At 58.8% G+C, this 16057-nt stretch carries 16 protein-coding genes; all 16 read right to left on the bottom strand.

The features are described from left to right. Window positions 1-29: 29 nt before the first annotated feature. The 16 genes from pyrH to VMY05_10820 all read right to left on the bottom strand — a co-directional run bounded on the left by pyrH (window position 30) and on the right by VMY05_10820 (window position 15935). On the bottom strand, window positions 30-755 hold the full coding sequence (pyrH, locus tag VMY05_10895) for a UMP kinase (GenBank protein ID HUV31581.1): 726 nt from the start codon (window positions 753-755) through the stop codon (window positions 30-32). A 1-nt stretch (window position 756) separates the two neighbouring features. Beyond that, window positions 757-1350 (bottom strand): translation elongation factor Ts, encoded by a 594-nt coding sequence (gene tsf, locus VMY05_10890; protein HUV31580.1) that lies wholly within the window; start codon window positions 1348-1350, stop codon window positions 757-759. Between the two features lie 15 nt (window positions 1351-1365). After that, the gene (gene rpsB, locus VMY05_10885) at window positions 1366-2130 is read right to left on the bottom strand and encodes a 30S ribosomal protein S2 (GenBank protein ID HUV31579.1); all 765 of its coding nucleotides are present in this window, start codon (window positions 2128-2130) and stop codon (window positions 1366-1368) included. A gap of 148 nt (window positions 2131-2278) precedes the next feature. Then, window positions 2279-2671: a 30S ribosomal protein S9 gene (gene rpsI, locus VMY05_10880; GenBank protein ID HUV31578.1), complete on the bottom strand. Its 393-nt coding sequence runs from the start codon at window positions 2669-2671 to the stop codon at window positions 2279-2281. A 15-nt stretch (window positions 2672-2686) separates the two neighbouring features. Further along, window positions 2687-3118, bottom strand: coding sequence for a 50S ribosomal protein L13 (gene rplM / locus VMY05_10875; protein ID HUV31577.1), 432 nt, complete (start codon window positions 3116-3118; stop codon window positions 2687-2689). 458 nt (window positions 3119-3576) lie between these two features. Then, a complete protein-coding gene (locus tag VMY05_10870) occupies window positions 3577-4206 on the bottom strand; it encodes a SprT-like domain-containing protein (GenBank protein ID HUV31576.1) in 630 nt (209 codons plus the stop codon). 86 nt (window positions 4207-4292) lie between these two features. Then, window positions 4293-5300 carry an S-methyl-5-thioribose-1-phosphate isomerase gene (mtnA, locus tag VMY05_10865; protein HUV31575.1) on the bottom strand — a complete coding sequence of 336 codons (1008 nt, stop codon included), beginning with the start codon at window positions 5298-5300 and terminating at the stop codon, window positions 4293-4295. Continuing rightward, complete coding sequence (locus tag VMY05_10860; protein ID HUV31574.1) at window positions 5297-5719, bottom strand: secondary thiamine-phosphate synthase enzyme YjbQ; 423 nt, start codon at window positions 5717-5719, stop codon at window positions 5297-5299. The genes mtnA and VMY05_10860 overlap by 4 nt, the downstream gene beginning before the upstream one ends. Before the next feature lie 30 nt (window positions 5720-5749). Continuing rightward, window positions 5750-7417 carry an AMP-binding protein gene (locus VMY05_10855; protein ID HUV31573.1) on the bottom strand — a complete coding sequence of 556 codons (1668 nt, stop codon included), beginning with the start codon at window positions 7415-7417 and terminating at the stop codon, window positions 5750-5752. A gap of 124 nt (window positions 7418-7541) precedes the next feature. Further along, entirely contained in the window at window positions 7542-9632 is a 2091-nt protein-coding gene (locus VMY05_10850; GenBank protein HUV31572.1) for a hypothetical protein, read from the bottom strand. A 159-nt stretch (window positions 9633-9791) separates the two neighbouring features. Next, window positions 9792-11078 carry a secretin N-terminal domain-containing protein gene (locus VMY05_10845; GenBank protein HUV31571.1) on the bottom strand — a complete coding sequence of 429 codons (1287 nt, stop codon included), beginning with the start codon at window positions 11076-11078 and terminating at the stop codon, window positions 9792-9794. Window positions 11079-11095: 17 nt separating this feature from the next. Further along, window positions 11096-12685, bottom strand: a complete 1590-nt coding sequence (locus VMY05_10840) for a hypothetical protein (GenBank protein HUV31570.1) — start codon at window positions 12683-12685, stop codon at window positions 11096-11098. Window positions 12686-12699: 14 nt separating this feature from the next. Next, window positions 12700-13320, bottom strand: coding sequence for a type 4a pilus biogenesis protein PilO (gene pilO, locus VMY05_10835; protein HUV31569.1), 621 nt, complete (start codon window positions 13318-13320; stop codon window positions 12700-12702). 13 nt (window positions 13321-13333) lie between these two features. Continuing rightward, window positions 13334-14071, bottom strand: a complete 738-nt coding sequence (locus tag VMY05_10830; GenBank protein ID HUV31568.1) for a PilN domain-containing protein — start codon at window positions 14069-14071, stop codon at window positions 13334-13336. A 6-nt stretch (window positions 14072-14077) separates the two neighbouring features. Further along, on the bottom strand, window positions 14078-15130 hold the full coding sequence (gene pilM, locus VMY05_10825; GenBank protein HUV31567.1) for a type IV pilus assembly protein PilM: 1053 nt from the start codon (window positions 15128-15130) through the stop codon (window positions 14078-14080). A 298-nt stretch (window positions 15131-15428) separates the two neighbouring features. After that, entirely contained in the window at window positions 15429-15935 is a 507-nt protein-coding gene (locus VMY05_10820) for a prepilin-type N-terminal cleavage/methylation domain-containing protein (protein HUV31566.1), read from the bottom strand. Between the last annotated feature and the right edge of the window lie 122 nt (window positions 15936-16057).

Here is a 16057-nt window from a genome sequence, read left to right as displayed (position 1 = left end):
TCCTCAGCCATATCCGTCCGATGTGACTCTCAACAGATGAGTGTCCCTACGTCCTCGCCCTTAACAACGCGTGCAAGGACACTGGGAATGTTTATGTTGACTACCCGTACGGGTATTCTGTGGTCTTTCAGAAGCGATACGGCGGTCAGATCCATGACGCGCAGGTCCTTGGACACCAGATCCATGTAGGTGAGTCGGGGAAAGAAGCGGGCATCCTCGACCTTTTTCGGGTCAGCCGAATAGACACCGTCGACGTTGGTCGCCTTGATCATCAGATCGGCACTAACCTCCATGGCTCGCAGGGAGGCAGCGGTGTCGGTCGAGAAATACGGATTGCCGGTGCCGGCCGCCAGAATGACGAGCCTGCCCTTTTCCATGTGACGAATGGCGCGGCGACGTATGTACGGCTCGGCAAAAGACTCCATCTGCACCGCCGACATCACGCGGGTGAAAATGCCCATTTTCTCCAGCGTGTCCATCATGGCCAGCGAATTCATGACCGTCGCAAGCATGCCCATGCTGTCGGCGGTGACGCGATCCATGCCCCGCTCGGAGGCGTTCAGGCCGCGAAAGATATTGCCGCCACCGACGACGACGCCGGTTTCGATCTTGAGATCTCTGATTTCCTTGATTTGATGACAAATGGTTTCGACAGTCGGAGAATCAATCCCGAACTGGCGCTGACCCATGAGGGCTTCGCCGGAGATTTTTATCAGGACTCGTTTATACTTGGCGCTGCTACTGTCGGATTCCATGTTATTCGCCGAGCCGAAAACGGCTGAATCGTTTGACCACGATGTTCTCGCCAAGCGACCCCACCGTCTCCTGCACCAGGCCGCCCACCGTCTTATCGTTATCCTTTACGTAGGGCTGGTCCAGCAGAACGACCTCGGTGTAGAACTTGTCCAGCCGTCCGGAGACAATCTTGTCAAGCACCTTGGCGGGTTTGCCCTCACCTTCGGCCTGGTGACGGTAAATCTCTTTTTCTCTTTCCACCGTTTCAGGATCCAGGTCTTCGCGCCTGACGCAGAGAGGGGAAGCCGCTGCTATATGCATAGCGATATCGCGCGCAAAATGTCTGAACTGATCGGTTCGGGCAACAAAGTCCGTCTCGCAGTTGATTTCCACCATAACACCCAGCTTGTCGCCGGGGTGGATGTACGACGCAATCACGCCTTCGCTCGTGGCCCGCCCCTGTTTCGTGGAGGCCCTGGCCATGCCCTTCTCGCGCAGGACGGCAATCGCCTTCTCAGAGTCGCCCTCAGCTTCGCCCAGCGCTTTCTTGCAGTCCATCATGCCGGCCCCGGTCTTGTCGCGGAGCTCCTTGACCATCTTTGCTGTAATTTCCATCTTCCAAAGACCTTCTTACACTTCGTTGTCCGTCTGCCGCCTGGGGGCTGCGGGCGCGTTCGTCGGTGCCGTCCCGCCGCCCGCCACGGCCTTCTGAACCATCTCCTCACCCAGACCGCCTGCGGCTCCGAGAGCGGAGTCAACAAGGTCCCTGAGAATCACACGGATCGACTTGATAGCGTCGTCGTTGGCCGCGATCGGAAAATCGATAGGATCGGGATCGGCGTTGGTGTCGATGATGCCTATTATGGGAATGCCCAGCTTGGAGGCCTCAGCAACGGCAATCTGCTCCTTTCGCGCGTCGACGACAATCATCAGGCCGGGCAGATAGTTCATCTCCTTGATACCGCCGAGTATCTTCCGGAGCTTGCCGGCCTGGTTTTCAAACCGGTTGCGCTCCTTCTTGGTGAACTTCTCCACCGTGCCGTCTTCCTGCATCCGCTCGATATCTTTTAGCTTTTTAATCGACTGCTTGATGGTGTTGAAGTTGGTCAGCATACCGCCCAGCCATCGTTCCGTGACGAAGAAGCAATTGAAGCGCCCCACCTGCTCGTGGATGACTTCCTTGGCCTGCTTCTTGGTACCGACAAGCAGGATCGATTTGCCGCTCTGGATGACCTCCTGCACTTTCCTCTTGGCCATCTCCAGCGCATTGATCGTCTTCTGGAGGTCGATGATGTAAATACCGTTTCGCGCCGCAAAGATGAATGGCTTCATTTTGGGATTCCAGCGGCGTGTCTGGTGGCCGAAATGTACCCCAGCCTCCAGAAATTCTCGCATTTTTTCGGAAATCATTCGAAACCCTTATAAGAGCATTGGTTTACTTCACCCCGGCGTCATCCCCAACCGGAACCCGTGGATCATGGGACCACCGGCCAGGTCGACCGGGACTGCCTATTTCCCCCCAGGGGGGACCAGAGCCAGGCGACTACCGCTTCGAATACTGGAAGCGCTTGCGCGCCTTCGGCTGCCCGTATTTCTTGCGCTCCACTTCGCGCGCATCCCGGGTGAGCAAGCCCGCCTTGCGCAACCTGGGACGGTAGTCGGCGCTGAAGCGATTCAGAGCGCGGCTGACCGCGAGACTGATAGCTCCCGCCTGACCGGAGATACCGCCGCCATGAGCCGAGCAGGTAACATCGAACGCACCCAGATTCTCTGTCAGCTTGAGCGGCCGCCTGGCAAGCTCAATCAACGCCTCACGCATGAGATAATCGGCGACTTCGCGCCCATTGACCGTAAAGCTGCCATTGCCCGCTTGCAGCCGTACGCGCACCACCGCCGCCTTGCGTCGACCGGTTGCCATGAAAACGTCTTTTTCCATATCCTCTCGATTGGCTTATTTTAGTTCGACTTTGACTGGTTTCTGGGCCCGGTGCGGGTGTTCAGACCCGACATACACGTGCAGTTTCTTGATCACCTGCCGGCCCAGGCGATTCTTCGGCAGCATGCCGCGGACTGTCGAAAGGAATAAAGCTTCCGGATGCTTGGCCATCCGGTCAGCCATACTGACACTCCTGAGGCCTCCGGGATACCCGGTATACCGGTAGTAGTAATTCTGGTATATCTTCTTCCCGGTCACCTTGAGGCCGGAGGCGTTCAATGCCACTACATGCTCGCCCGTATCCAGATGCGGCGTGAACGTGGGTTTGTTCTTTCCGCGAAGGATATCGGCAACCTGCACGGCTGCGCGGCCGAGGATGGCTCCGTTGAGATCCACGACTATCCACTCACGCGCGGCCGGATCGATTTTCGGTATAAATGTCTTCATCACCTTCTCATCCCCAGATTTCCGGGAGTACTTGCGTCAAAAGGTCGGTTAATATAACCAGAAAAACACCTTTGTCAAGCCGACGTTTAACCTTTTGAGGGCGCATCTGATCAGCTTCACTCATCAGATTGTCGGCCAAAATCGCAAGATGTTTAGCAATATGGGCTTACACGGGCCGAAGCCTGCGGCGCACGGCCCTGACGAATTGCGTTATTGTCAGCATGCGACCCGGTGCCCAGAGCGGCGGCCGCACGGAAAGCCGCCACACTCCTGTCGCCCAACCGCAGGCGGACCGGACCGCTGCAAACGGTGATATAACAGCCCGCCCGGGGCTTTGTTTCCCCGGCATCCTAAGTTGCCCAGCTTTTTTCCGGTCTGAGGGTCACAGACTGCCCGCGACGGTTCCTGCATATGCACTGAACAGAAGCGCTCGCAGTGGGCGCGGGGACGGCCGGCAGCTAACGTCTGCTGGCGGACGCCTTCAGCTTGAGTTTAAACCGAGGGTCGAACCGGCCCGCGCGCGAACAATGGCCGCAGGAGGCCATTCGCAACCGGCGCTGGCGGGGGTATTCTCTTCCGCAATGTCGGCAAACGTAGATATACCGCGGTGGTTTGCGCAGGGAAGGATGAGCCTTAGCCCTGACTGAGGCGCCGATCCGGGCGGCCTCAGCTTTGAAAGCATCGTTATGCTGAATATGGAGCAGATGGATCATTTCGTGCTTGAGCGTATCGGAGACCTCACCGGGGAAAACGCCGTGGTACTTGCGGCCCATCCGGATCAGCTTCTCTTCAGGAGTGTATGATCCGGCCGATGACATCCGTTTTGAGTATTCGATGCGCGCTCGTGGCAGCTTGCCGTCAAAATACATCCAGTTGTACCGGTCAAAGAGCCTGTAAAGCTCCGGCACCGACGGCAACTCCGGCCGGGGTACGTCAAAGCACAGCGCCGCCGTGTCAAGGCGCTGGCCGGCCTCCTGCCTGATTTTCGTATACAGCGTGGCCGAGGCGGGCGGAGTGCAGACGGCGGCGTCAAACAGGTCGTGGTTCAGCGCCGCCAGGGCCTTAAGCTGTCGTTTCGTCCTGCGCATCACGGGTGCCTTTCACAGCGGAGTACTATGTATGTATCGGACGCCGGGCGGGCAACCTTAAAAACGGCGGTACGTCTCGATGGCAATCAGGCCGGCGCTCTTCCGCCCGGCTTGACGCCCTCATCGGTGATAAAACCGGTTATAAGTCGTTGCGGCGTAACGTCGAAAGCAGGCGAATAGACCGACACCCCCTCCGGAGCCGTTCGCGTTCCGAAGCTGCGCGTCACTTCGTGAGAGGCCCGTTCCTCAATTATTATCTGATCGCCCGCATCGATCGAAGGGTCGAAGGTGGAGGACGGTGCGGCAACATAGAACGGTATCCCGTGCTCCTTGGCGAGCACGGCCAGCGTATAGGTGCCGATTTTGTTGGCCGTGTCGCCGTTTTTCGCGATCCGGTCGGCGCCGACCAGAACAAAGTGGATTTCCCCCTGCTGCATGAGCATTCCGGCCGTACTGTCGCAGATCAGGGTGACGTCGATACCCTCCTGTTGCAGTTCCCACGCCGTAAGCCGCGCCCCCTGAAGGAGCGGCCGGGTTTCGTCGGCGTATACGCGGAGGTTTTTACCCTGGTCGCGGCAGGTGTAGATGACGCCCAGGGCCGTGCCAATGCCGCCCGTGGCCAGAGCACCGGCGTTGCAGTGGGTGAGAACGACAGCGCCGTCCCCGATCAACTGAGCACCGTGTTCGCCGATGCGTGCGCACATAAGGCGGTCTTCATCGTGGATGGCTTCGGCCTGCCGCCACAGAAACTCGACCATTTCCGGCCCGGAACCCGGTTGCGCGCGGGCAATTGAATCAAGGACTCGGTCAACCGCCCAGGAGAGGTTCACCGCCGTCGGGCGGGCGGCCTTGAACCGGTCGCCGACGGTCCTGAGATAGGCCGGATCAAGGGAGGTTGCCTGCCGGGCGGCGATGGCAAGCCCGTAGGCCGCTGCGATTCCTATGGCGGGCGCCCCCCGAACCCTCAGGCTCCGGATACTCTCGATGACGTCCTGGTAGTCGTCCAGACGCCTGTAGACCAGTTTACCGGGAAGTTCGGTCTGGTCTATTACGCGCAGGCTGTCGCCCACGCGTTCCAGGGGTTTCACTTTCATCCGGCGTCGCCCATGACCTGAAGAATCACCCGGCGGGAACGGGCGCGGTTGTCGAACTCCAGAAAGACGACCTGTTGCCAGGTGCCGAGAAGAAGCCGGGAGTCGCTGAAGGGAACGGTGATACCGGGGCCGATGAGTGACGACCGAAGGTGCGAGAAACCATTACCGTCGTGCCATGTCTCATCGTGCTTGTAAGGACGCCCCGACGGGATCAGCTTCTCCATGAGCTGCGGCATATCCTGCAAAAGACCCGGTTCGAACTCGATGGTAGTAACCCCGCCGGTGGACCCGGGGACAAAGACAGTGACTACACCGGAGGTGATCGCGGAGGCCCTTACGGCCTGCTCTATCTTCGACGTGATGTCAATGATATCGCCGTCGCCCCTGGTCTTGAACTGGATTTCCCGCGTTTCAGTCATCATTACCGCCTGACCGGTTGCAGGCCGAACTCACCGGTACATGAAGCGCTTGATTTTCCTGGCCGAGGTTTTCTCGAGTTCTTCAAGCTGCACGTGAAAGTTTGAGATTCGCTTAAAATCAGCCATGTGCCGATTGATTTCGCCTACGACACCCTTGAGCACGAACTCGATATTCTCCACGTCCGGGTGGCCGTCGACAAACCCGAACTCGGCCGTGAACTGCTCCATGTCGGGAACAATAAGCGCGTGCACCTCTTCTCCCTGCTTGCCTTCCCTGTCACGCCCGAAAACGAGTGCCTCGAGGACATATCTGGATTCCGCCAGCCGCTCTTCGATCTCCTCGGGATATATGTTCTTCCCGGCGGCCGAAACGATGAGGTTTTTGGCGCGACCGGTGATCCAGAGATGACCGCCCTTCATGCGCCCCAGGTCACCCGAATGGAGCCAGCCGCCCCGGATAAGCTCAGCCGTCTGTTCGGGATTGCCACGGTACCCGGGAGAAACATTGGGCCCGCGAACCAGTATTTCGCCGACTCCACCGGCAACGGGCCGGTCGATTCTGATCTCGACATTGGGCAAAGGCGGACCGACCGAGCCGAACCGAATATTGTCGGGACGGTTAACGGAAATAACGGGTGAGCATTCCGTCATACCGTAACCCTGGAGAAAGTCGAACCCGACCAGGTTGAAAAAGCGGGCGATTCGCGGCGGAATAGCCGCTCCTCCGGATACGAACATCCTGATGCTATCAAGCCCCGCTTTCTGCCTGAGGCGCCGAAACAGCTTTCGGCCCCACTTCCGCCCCAGCCGCCAGCCGAGAGCGGACAGCCCGAAGAGAAGATGAAACAGCATCCGCCGTGCCGCAGGCGCCGCCTGAAGGCCGCGGTTGATCGACCGGTACATCTTCTCATACAGCAACGGGACACCGCACATCACGGTACCGCCGTTGCGCCCGATATCCTCGAGTATTTCCCGGGATTTCAACGACCGGACATAGACGATTGAGGCACCGCTGAGCAGAGGCGTCAGAAAGCCGCACGTGGCTTCGAAAGTGTGGTGCAACGGCAGGACCGAGATAAAGACATCCTGCTCATCCAATCCCAGGGCCTGCCTGGCTCCCTCGACGTTGCTCAGCAGGTTTCGGTGCGTCAGTTCCACGGCTTTCGGGATGCCCGTGGTCCCGGAGGTGTAGATAAGCGCAGCCGTCCGGGCAAAGCTGGTATTCTCCCACGGAACAGCGGCCGTGCCAAGCCGTGTCCAGCTATGGGGTGAGTTTTCCTCGAAGGAGAAGACGGTCAGCCCGGTCCTGAGCTGCAAGAGAGTTTGTTCGAATCGGCCGGAGCAGAACACCAAGCCGATATCGGCGTGCTCAAGAACGTAGCTCAACTCCTTCGGTTTGAGGTTTGGGTCAATGGGCACGACGGTTTTCCCGGCGGCAAGTACCGCCAGGTAGGCAACGGGCCACTCGGGACGGTTCTCCGAAACCAGGGCGACCTCGTTTCTGTGCCGGTACGGCTCGCCGGCCAGACCGGCGGCAAGGGCACGAACGAGGTCGGAAACCTCGGCGTAGGTATATGCCGACCCGAGGCCGCCCTTGCCTATGAATGCGGGACGCCGCGCGTAAGCGGCGGCGATTCGTTCAAAGGCAAGCGAAATACTGGTCTGGCCGGTAATCTCGGTTACAACTGTCCTGGACATGCCAAAAAGGTATGAAAAAGGACCGGCGAGCAAAAGGGCTTTTTGACGTGTTAATAAAAACGCCGGAGAGGAGTCCCCTCATTCCTCTCCGGCATCAAACAAATTCGATTGGTACGGACGAAAGTTATTCTACGGTGATGCGGTGGGTCAACACGACACCCCCGCGCGGGTCCATATCCGTGACGGTGATGGTAGCCGTGCCGATTCCACCGGGCGTCCAGGTGAAGCCGACCGCCTCACCGTAGGAGTCGGTTTTCTGGCTAGCCCCGGTGACGACGCCGACGGAGGCCACCATATTGAGCGTATGGTCGGCCAGCGGATTGCCCCAGCGGTCCTTGATCGTGACGGTCAGGTTAACGGCCTCACCGACCGCGGCGTTGCTCTGGGCATTGATGGCGCAGGCACCTCGGTAGGCGTAACCGGTCAGCAGCGAGCACGGCTGCGTCGCGGAAGCTCCGGCATCGTGCCAGTAGGTCACGTAGTCGATCGCCCCGACACCGTCGTCGTTGACACCCGTGACCGAAGCGTCCATGGTCAGCGTGTTGGACTGAACCTTTACGCGGGCGGACGAAGAGTAACAGCCGTCCTCAAAGGTGCCTCCGGCGACCTTCAGGTACTGGGCGTCAGCCTTGAAAGCGGTGCCGCTGATGACCGGGTTGCCGTTGAGATCTACGGCGTCGACCCAAACGGAGAAGCTCGCCTCGCCGTCGGCCAGTAGGCTAGTCTGCCAGCCGGTGACGCTGATGACCGCCGGGAAGTGCGTATTGAAGAATGCGGAAGTGTCGGCGACGGTACCGCCGGACGTCTCGGCAATCACCATCACCACGCCGTCAGCCGTGGCCACGTTGTTGCCGCTGAACCAGACGGACGAGGCAATCCCTTCGTGATCCTTGGTGCGCTCCAGGTGCGACACCATGGTACCTTCGTCGGTCGAGAAGTACACGACGGTCGAATCATTGACGGGGTTGAGGTAGATATCCGAAACTACGGCCGTGACGATGTTTTCTTCAGCCACGTTGTCCCAGTAGTCGACGTTGCACTTCTCGGCACCCACCACGATATAGGCGGGAGGACCGGCCGAGATCAACACCTGGGTGGCGTTGGAGAGCACCGTGTCAGCATAGGCGCGGATACGGACGGTTCCCGAGACGGTACCGGAGTGGATGGTGGCAGTGGCGATGCCCTGGCTGTTGGTGACCGCCTGGTACGGCCCGTAGCCGACGTTACCCAGGTGCTCGTTGCCGCCCGGCCCGTCAATAATAATGAAATTGACCGCCAGCCCCTCGGGGACGGCATTGCCGTTGAAATCAAAGCCCGTAGCGCGCAGAAGGCCGGTCTCTATGCCCCCGGTCTGCTTGACCGAAAGCTGCATCGAATCGGAAGCCAGATAAATCGAGCTGATCGTGGCGTCCGGCGACAGTTGCAGGGAAAGCTCCGCGCTGCCGCTGATCCCGTTGTCATCGATTGTGACTTTGATATAGACCGTCACGGCGTCGAAACCCGATACGAAATCGACCGTGGCGTTGCCGGTACCGCCGGAGGTGAAGGCGACCGACGGAATGAGTCCAAGCGCGTCCCACTGACCGTTGGCGTTGGCGTCAAACACCAGCGAGTCAATGCCCTCGGACCAGTAACCGTTACCGTCGATATCGACAAACTTCTCGCCGGAGGCGATCTTGATCATGGTCGAATCCGGGGCCGGCTGGCCCAGTTCATCGCGCACGGTTACGGTGATACTTGAGGTGTCACTGCCGTTGGCCAGGAGCAGCGTGGGTGACGCGTTCATGCTGATGTTGCCCGAGCCGCCGGACTGGTCCTCGGCTACGGCCACACCGACCGTGGCCGTCAATGACGTGCCGGCCAGGCCGGCTGTGATCGTGATCGATCCTGACGTGGTGGCCGTGAATATGGTGGCGGCCACGCCGGTGGCGTCAGTGGTATCGATGGCAGGCGTAAAGTAACCGGCGTCCGAAGGCGTAACGCTGAAGGTTACGACCATATCGGGTATTCCGACCGTGCCCGCAGCCACGGTAGCCTCGACCACCGAGGTTTCTCCAGAGACTATGGACGTGGGGCTGGCGGTCACCGCGACGGTGGTGTTATCCGCGGCGGCGTCATCGGTACTCTTGGAACTGCAACCGGTCATAAGCAGCGCCATGGTCGCCGCCAGAACCAGAGCGACCGGCAAAACGGCGAGAGAGCGTTTCCTGAACATGGTGTCTCCTGTTATCTGAAAAGGTTTGTTTTTTCCCGGTTGAAGGTGTGGTATTGTCCTTTCTCATATTAATCGGACTAAAACATTATTATTTTAGACGCAAAAGGCTCCCGCCGGGCAGGCGGGAGCCTTTACTTTCAGGAGAATACCCTGGCCCGGCTAATTCTTCATGGCCAGATCATCCTCGACAATGCTCGGAGTGACGAAAATGACCAGATCGCGGCTTTCGGTCCGTTTCTGGCTGTGACGGAACAGCGCGCCGAGGACCGGAATATCCTTGAGTATGGGGACGCCATCGACGGATTCGACCTCGTCCTGGGTCGTCAGCCCTCCGATAACCGCGGTCTGACCGTTCTCCACTATGATCCGGGTCTCGGCGTTGTTGGTGTTGATAATGACGCCGTTAGGATCAAACTGGTAGGTCGACCGTTCCGGCTGCAGGTGCATCAGAACCTGGTTCTCGGCCGTGATATGGGGGGTCACGACCAGGATGGTACCGACTTCCTCGAATTTGATGACGACGTTGCCGGATTCATCGAATTGCTTGACCGGTACCTTCTGCCCCATCTGTATCCGGGCTTCGGTATTGTCCAGCGTGGTTATCTCCGGATGGGCGATGATCTTACCCTTGCCCTCAGAGACGATGGCCTCAATAAAGCCGTTCAGGGTCCAGTCACCGGGCCGAATACTACCCAGCGTGTACCGGCCGACGGCGCTCTTGGCCTCGGCGTCTACCTGGCCGGTCTGGGTGTAGCTGCGGTCGGAATTGGTGGTGTACGTGCCCTCCGAGGTCCAGGAGACACCTATTTCCTCCAACCCCTGCGAGGAGATTTCCAGCAGCTGGGCTGAGATCTTGATCTGTCGCGACGGTTTGTCCAGTTCGCCGATGTACTCCAGTACCGTGGCCATGTTATCCGGAACTTCCTGAAGAATGATGGAGTTCGAGCGCACGTCCGCGGTCGCCTGGCCGCGTTCAGTCATGAGCGAATTGACGGTCTTGACGATATCCTCCGCCGTCGAGTTGGAGATCTTGACGATCTTGGTCTCCAGCTCAACGAGCTGGCGCTGCTCCTGACTGTGTTTGTTGGACTCCGTAACTTCCTTGCGGAAATCCTCGGACGGAAGAACGCGGATGTACCCGTCTCCCTCGTCAACGACGGCCAGATCGTAGGTGCGTCCGATAATGTCCATGGCGGTGCGCCAGTGGACGTTGCTCAGCTTGATCGTTACCGTACCCTCCACCTTGGGGGAAACCACCACGTTCACGCCGCCGTAGTCCGCCAGGAACGTCAGCACGGAGTGAATGTCAGCCGCCTGAAACTGAAGCGATTCGATCAGCGCCTCCGGATCTTTGCCTTCCTGGGCAGTGACCGACACGAGGAAGACCAACACGGGCAGCGTGATTCCAAGGAGGAATTGAAGCCGTCTCATCTGTCGTCTAAACATATCAGCACCAGCCTTTCCTAATATTCATCAAGCGAGAGGGCGACCGTTCGCGACCACCCATATTCAAATATCTGAAAGTAGACGCGGTCTTGTTCGACGCGCAACACGTACCCTTTCTTGACCTTATCACCGGACTTGAGGATATAGCTGTATCCCGTCTTGTCCTCGAGGAGCGCACGGTTAGCTTCCGTCGCCGACTCGATAATGCCTACCAGCTTGAGCCCCTCGACGTTGGGAATCCTTGTCTCTATCGGGCCTTCGTAGGTTTTCGTCTCGTTAATCAGGGCTTCGAAGGGGTCACGAGAGAGCCTGGCGTGGTACTTGATTACCAGCCGCTTCGGGAATTCGGCCACCATGGTCCCCTTGATCTTGCTGGTTGACCGCCGGAAGCGCGACGTTGATCGCGTCGCGGCGGCCTCCGTGCCGACGGCTTTGGAAGGTGCCTGTGCCGTGGCTTTCGACGCCTTCCCAGGGGCCGGCTCCCGGGACGCAGGCTTTCCCTTTTGATCGCCCTTCAGCTTTTTAGCCAAGACCTTCTGGTCGCCGGCGGGCTGCCCGGCGGCAGCCTTGGGAGTTGTCGGCTCCTGCCTGGAATGGGCCGCCTTCGTGGCCGCAGGCTTGGTAGAAGAAGCGGCTTTGGCCGGCTCGCTGCTGCTGACCTCCGGCTTGACCTGAGCCGCCGAGGTCTTTAGTTTCGTATCTGAAGCCGGTTTCTGTCTCTCGGTCAGTTGCTGTGGCCGGGAGGACGCAGCCGTTGAATTCTCTTTTGCCGGGGCTTTTCTCGTCCCGAGTCCGGCCGAGGGTGCGGGCGTACTTTCCTGAACCTTTTCTATTTCCGCACTGCGCGCGCTGATTTCCGGACCGTAGACGGTATCATGCATCTTGACTTTGGTTACCTCCGGTATTTCAACGGGCGCGGCGGGCCGGATAGCGGCGGTACCCTTTGAGGCCTTTGCGGGCGACGGGAGATCAGTCTTTGAACTCGCCTTGACGGACGCGCCGGAGGGTTTTTGCCCGGCCGCTTTCCCCTTGACCGCAGCGGCGTCCGGGCGCGGCTTCTCCGCCGAAGTCAGGCTGGCCAGCCGATCCCTGTCGATGGCAGTATTCTCCTCAGCAGCCGATACCGACGGTCGGCCGGAGGTCACGGGGGCGCTGAAACGGCCGGTTACAGCCTGCGAAGTCGAACTGGACCAGGCGGCGAACGGCGCGACGTTTTTGTCCGTGAACGTCACCCGTATCGCCTCCTTGTCGGTCTCAATGCGGTACAGGGGCGAGCCCGCCATGTCAAAGACAAGGCGGACGATTTTCTCGGGCTTTACCGCGTACTGGCTCGTGCGGATGCGGACGACCGGGCATTTCGGCAGGTCCGTAAACTCCCAGGCGCCCAGGTCGTGCGTCGCGGCCAGAACGTCGACAATAACGCGGTACGGTTTACCGTCCTTGGGAACCTCGGTCTGATGCATGTACCGAATCGAGCCGTCCAACTTTATGCTGGCCACCGTGGCGCCGTTCTCATGAGACAGCTCGACGTTCGTGACACGCGCAGCATACAGGTTACCCGCGGCCAGGAACATTCCGATCAGAAGTATGCAAGCACAACGTTTCATGGTATCTTCGTCTCCTAAAGCACCAGATCCTCAAGCCGTTCATGTTCCTTCACGAAGTATGTGGAGAGCACAAAGCTGGCGGTTATGGTTTCCTTCTTGCGGCCAAGTTCGACCGGGCGATCCTCCTCGATCATGGCGTTGGCCACGACGGCATCCTGGGCCTTGATCTGAAGTCGCTCGACGTTGGCGATGAAGGGGAAATTGGCGACATAGCTTATGAACCGGCCGAAATCGTGGTAGGTACCGACCATCTCCACCGCAAACGGCGCCACATTATAGAAATCCTCGGATTCAATTGTCAGCGGTTGCACCTTGGTGATCTTGGTCCCGGTCAGGGACGAGGCCGTGTGCATCTGCACGAGCAACGAGGGCACCTGCTTTACCTCGGGCAGCAGCGCTTCGATTTCATGATAGCGGCCGACCAGGTCGGCGTACTCCAGTTGCAGGGCGTCGAGGGACTTGGCCTTCATCTCCACGTTGCGGAGGTTGGTGGTAATGGTCTCAAACTCCTGGTTCTTCGTTTCGATGCTGTTGTTGTAAAGCGAGAACGCCCGGGAGTACCAGAAGTACGTGACTATGAAAAAGGCCAGGATGGCGATCGCCAGTTTCTGCGTTTTGGAATCCTTGAAATCCATAATAGTCACTTCCCTAGTTAAGCTGTCGGTGGCTCGTCGTTGAGGTACTCGGCTTATCCGGCTGATCGGCGTTGGCGATGAGGTTGCGCAGTTCTTCCTCGGACAGGTAGTGGACACTGCAGGTCAGGACGAAACCATAGGCCTTCTGGCCTTTCTGTATCCGCTGGCTGGTCGAAGCGGCCTGACCGGCTTCATCGAAGGAGACCTCGTCGGCCGATACCAGTTCAACGTCATCGAAGTACTCGGAGCGCATCATCTTTATCATGAACGCGGCCAGGGCGTTGAGGGTAAAGGAGTACCCTTCGACCTCAGCGGTACGCATCGACGCCGTTTCGTCGGTCGTCATTGCGGCCGTCGAATCGGCCGCGATCGACGGTGCCGGCTTCTCCCGGCATGCGTTCAGCCACACGAACTCCGGAACGTTGCGCGCCAGATCCTCCAGGATACGAACCCAGGCGGACCGGTGGCGATCCAGCTTCTCCACGGCCGCCATCCGGCTGGTGATCTTCTCCTTCACGTCGATCAGCGCATCGACCATTTGAATGTCCTGGCGAAGCATGTCAGCGCGCCGGTTGGCCCGTTCGATGTTATCCTCGAGTTTGTTCAGTTCGTGTATCTGGTAAAACGTGATGCCCGCGAGAATAACCACTACTCCGGCCGCACCGGCGGCCACGTATTTGCCGGCTTTGCTCAGCGAAAAGGCGCGGGTGCGCTTGAGGTATTCTTTGGGGAGCAGATTTATTTCTATCATAGTTGCCTACCTCACTTTCCGCATCGCCAGGCCAACCGCCACCGTCAGCAGCGGCGCGATTTTCTCGGGCTGAAGGTACTGGAAGAGTTCGGGGTCGTAGTCAATGTTCCGTAACGGGTTGGCCAGTTCCAGCGGCACGTTCAGTTTGGACTGAACGTATTCCGGCAAGTACGGCACCAGAGCGCCGCCGCCGGAGAGCACCAGCCAGTCGATATGTTCAATCTTGGTCTGGGACTTGAAGTAGGAGAAGGCCAGCTCGATACCCGAAATCAGCTCCTCGGTTGCCGAAACCACGGTGGCCTTGAACATATCCTGGTCAATCGAATCCGACATCTCACCCTTCATAGCCTTGGAGGTCAGTTCGGGGTTGAGCCGGAACTCTTTCTGGACGGCGTCAAAAATCTCGCGGGTACCCGCCGAAACGTCCCTGGTGGCGGCGAACAAGCCGTCCGAAAGGTACGTGACGTTGGTGACGTCGTGGCCGATATTGACCAGTGCCGTAACGCGCGTGGGATCCACCTCGTAGTTGCACTCGTAGGCGTTGAAGATGGCGAAGGCGTCGTCGTCGACGATCATGGGATGCAGGCCGCAGTCCTCGATCAACTCGAGGTACATCCTGAGAAACTCTCTCCGGGCCGCGACCAGGAGAATGTCCATCTTGTTGATCTCGTCATCGGTCTTGATAACGTGGTAGTCGAGGCTGACGTCGTCGACGTCAAACGGGGCCCGCTGTTCCGTTTCAAACAGGATCGCCTGCTCGGCCTCGGGACCGGTTTTCTTATCAATAGTAAACTTGTCCGTGATGACGCTGTGTCCGGAGACCGAAACGACGACGTCCCTGATTTTCGGATCAGTTTGGTCTATTAGAGACTGGACGTTGAAGATCACCGCTTCCCGGTCCCGTATCTCATCGGAGACAATGGCTTCGGGAGGCAGCTCGCGGATCCCGATTGCGGAAACCGAGTAGCCGTTCTTGTCGTGGTCCAGCTTGACGAGTTTGATGGAACTCGCCCCGATATCCAGCCCAACCGTGCTCTTACTCTTGCCTAAGGAAAACATGGGCTACCCTTGTTTGATGATGTCCGAATTTCCGTCCGTCCGGATTAGTTAACTTTACCTTATCTATCGGCAAAATCAGGTTCCGGTTAAGGTCCTGCCGACAAAAACGGATCAGCCGACTCCGGATATAATGGCGCCCGGCGGACGGTCTTTGTCAGCGATAGGGTTGTTATCGGAAAATGCCCTGGCATCCTTTACCGGCACCGAGACAGGCAACGTAAGCCGTTGGCATGCAGAGAAAAACCCCTCCCGAAACGAGAGGGGTCGAATCTGCGGCCAGGCCGGCCGGCAGGCCGGGTCAGTAAATATAGCTCGAGCAGGCCACTCGCCCGGTGGAGGCCAGAATGTTGTTCTGGTGAATCGCGACCACGTCGGCAGTGCTGGCCATGGCGTACACGTTGCCGCCTCCGTCGAACTCGGCCGAACCGTTGGGTCTGAAGGCCAGCACGTCGTTCGTGCAGTCGGTACCCAGGAAGGTGTATTCCTGGGGCAGCGTATCCACCCGGATAACCGAATCCCCGGTCTCAAACAGCAGTCCGCTCGGGTTGACTACGTCCTTAAACAGGGTGACGGTCAGGGCCTCGCCATCGAAGAGCAGCCCGTACTGTTCCTTGTCACTGATGGCGTACGACCGAGCCAGCCGGATTGTCGACGTAATGGCCCGGTTGGCACCCCTGATCTTCATCCGTTCCCAGGCAATCTGAAACCTCGGGACGGCCATGGCAGAGACAATACCTACTATTACCGTTACAATCATCAACTCGATGAGCGTAACGCCGCGATTCGATGTGAGTCTATTTTCCATTTCCATCACCTGCACCCTTGAACATGGTAACTTTCCACAGGCCGACCCTCAGAGGCGGCGCCTCGGCGGCACCTGCACGCGAAGGATCGCCCAAGCAAAGATTAGCAGAACCCGTGCCGGTT

Source organism: Acidobacteriota bacterium, assembly GCA_035529075.1.
Taxonomy (GTDB): domain Bacteria; phylum Zixibacteria; class MSB-5A5; order GN15; family FEB-12; genus DATKXK01.
This window is presented reverse-complemented; position numbering and strand designations above follow the sequence as displayed.